The sequence below is a fragment of the Candidatus Zixiibacteriota bacterium genome, from assembly GCA_022865345.1.
Lineage (GTDB): Bacteria > Zixibacteria > MSB-5A5 > MSB-5A5 > RBG-16-43-9 > RBG-16-43-9.
The window spans coordinates 1-2640 of sequence record JALHSU010000195.1; the positions used below are offsets into that span (position 1 = coordinate 1).

The 2640-nt window shown below is 42.6% G+C and carries 3 protein-coding genes; all 3 read right to left on the reverse strand.

Translation table 11 applies throughout. From position 1 onward, the window contains the following. The coding region (locus MUP17_09930) for a hypothetical protein (GenBank protein MCJ7459299.1) at positions 1-413 on the reverse strand (413 nt) is incomplete at its 3' end. A gap of 412 nt (positions 414-825) precedes the next feature. Next, entirely contained in the window at positions 826-1758 is a 933-nt protein-coding gene (locus MUP17_09935; protein MCJ7459300.1) for an HD domain-containing protein, read from the reverse strand. A gap of 160 nt (positions 1759-1918) precedes the next feature. After that, the gene (locus MUP17_09940; GenBank protein ID MCJ7459301.1) at positions 1919-2449 is read right to left on the reverse strand and encodes a hypothetical protein; all 531 of its coding nucleotides are present in this window, start codon (positions 2447-2449) and stop codon (positions 1919-1921) included. Positions 2450-2640: the final 191 nt, after the last annotated feature.

Sequence of the window (2640 nt, forward strand, 5' to 3'; positions counted from 1 at the left end):
AGGTTGTGGATGATGACCGGGCTGGAACCGCTGTCGCACAGCACACCCCATAAATTGGTGCTGTTCTGAATGGTAAATCCGGTTAAAATGGTGAGAGAATCCTCTCTGGATTTAAAAGTAACTACTGGACTTGAAGGTTTGTAAGTTGCGTCGATGATGGTTGAACTTATCTGGCTGGTGTCGTTATCTAAAAGGTACTTGCTGGCGACAACTATCTTTTTGCCTTTGAAGTTGATATTCTCATAATAGGTTCCGGAATTAACCAAAACTGTATCCCCGTCCAAGGCATAATTTATCCCTCCTTGGATTGTAGCTAAGGAAGGAGAAGGAATGTAGATTATCCTGCCTGAAGCACCGCTGAAAAGAGAGAGAATTGTGGTAATGCAAAAGAAAGCTTTAACAACTGCTTTCATAAACCTCCAGGAATTAAGAAGCAAAGAGCAAGAGTTTTCCCCCTCTTCTCAAAATATAAAATAACCAAATTTTCACAATTGTCAACCTATTTTTTGAAAAAAGTTCTATCGTTAAGATATTGCCCGATAATAAATTAATGGGAAATCATATTGTAGGGGTACAAATTCCTGAACCCCTACTATTCAATAACGGTAGAACAGACATTATTGTCTGTTCTCCATAACCAGGCACTGATGTCTGGCTTACTGAAGACGATGGGGAGTTTGTTTTTAAGATGCCCCTTTTCCCCTGCCTTCTAAATAAGTTATTTAAGAACAGTGCATAATTGTTTTTATCAGTTATCTTAATAAAAAGGCAAGACTAGAAGCCTTGCCTTTTGTTTTTTTTACCTTCGAACCTTTGAACCTTTTTTTACGCCACTTCAACTTTATCCGCCAGCACCTTTTTGAAAGCCTCTACCACTTCCGGGTCGAACTGGGTTCCAGCCCCCTTTTCCAATTCCTCTACCGCCTGCCACAAAGGTTTTCCTGCCCGGTAGGGTCTGTCTGTAACCATAGCGTCAAAACTGTCTGCTACGGCTAAAATCCTTGCTCCCAGGGGAAGGTTGTTGAATTTCCTCTCCTCCTGGTTGCTCTCGATAAAGAAGGTGTGATGCGACAGGACTATGGGGATAGATTCCTTGAGAACCGTCCCGACCGAGTTTAATATCTCTGCTCCTTTTTCCACGTGGGTTTCGACTATCTTCTTCTCCTCTGCGGTAAGGTTGGCGGCTTTACTTATCAGGTCGCTGGAGATTTCTATTTTCCCTATGTCGTGCAGAAGACTTGCCACCCGGATATTCTCGACCTCTGGCTTGGGAAGTTCCATTGCCTTAGCTATCTCCGTAGAATAATCAGCTACCCTGATCGAATGCCCTTTGGTATAACGGTCAGAGGATTCGAGGTACTTAGTTAGAATCTCGATGACTCCTACGTAAGCTTTTTTCAATTCCTGAATTTTCTTCTCCTTCTGCTCGTACAGGGTCCCAACCACGGCTGCTGACAAGAAAAGAAAACCTCCCCAGATCACCAGATTTAACGCTAACTGCAGACCAGTGGATTGATTGTAAAAGGAGTGCGGGTATAAGACTCCTAAGAAAACCACCAGGCTGATGCTGAAAAGACTGGTGTAGACTGCATATTTTTTCCCCAGAAAATAGCCGGATACCAGAACCGGCAGATAATAGAAATTAAGGAAAGCCATCTTCTGGGTGATGAAATAGTTGGTGATTAAGATGACGACCGTGAGACCCAGGATTAGAATCTTTTCTAAGTGGTTGATCAAAAATGCCTTTATCTTATCCATCTTTCCTCCTTAAACTGTTCTTTGAAAGAAGAAAACTGTCTTTTATCTTATCGGAGAAAAGAATCTTCTTGATAACTGTTTTTTGAGGCAAAAAAAATCTCCCCGCAAGGACGCCGGGAGATTTTTTTCCTGCTGCTGAAACTATTCTACTGCGAGTAACTTATTGACAATTAGGCATTGGACCGTGTTTAAAGAAATAGGCTACCAAATAGACGATGTCAGCTATGTTCACATTGTCGTCACCGTTCGCATTTCCACAGTAGAGCGGGTCTGGCTCCGGACCATGTTTAAATAAATAAGCCACCAGGTAAACGATGTCAGCCACATTCACATTCAAGGTACCATTAGCGTCTCCGCACATAAAGGGCTTGCCGCCGTACCAGTATCCTATTTTTAATTGGTAGTTAGTGCTCTGGGTTTCTCCGATGGCTGTCTGAGCTGAGGAGACCATAGCTTTGTAGTTGGTAGAAGCCATGTCAGTGCCACCGCCATTTAGAACGCTCCAGGGTATATGGTAGTTCTGCGGAGTGCCAGTTGTATCTTTCGGAATGATAACCGACTTTCCGGTTGGAACCTGCTCCTCCTGAACCTTATCAGATGTTGCTTTTCCCTGGTCCAGTGGAAAAGATAAGGATGAAGAAAGAAATAAGATTATCAAAACCATTATCAGAAGCTTTAGATTTCTTAACATCTTCCACTCCTTTACTTGAGATTTTTCTTTAATTTAGCATAGTCAATATATTCTAAGAAAACAAGAGATTTTTATTTTTTCTGTAGGGGCACGGCATGCCGTACCCCTACAACGTCCATTTACCTCTCTTCAGATACCGCCCTCATCTTCTCCGTATCCGGTCTTGGCTCTTCTTTTCTTACCTTCTGCAC

Excerpts from the sequence above, each read along its gene's own strand:
- MUP17_09935 (MCJ7459300.1), bottom strand. The coding sequence starts at position 1,758 with ATGGATAAGATAAAGGCATTTTTGATCAACCACTTAGAAAAGATTCTA.
- MUP17_09940 (MCJ7459301.1), bottom strand. The coding sequence starts at position 2,449 with ATGTTAAGAAATCTAAAGCTTCTGATAATGGTTTTGATAATCTTATTT.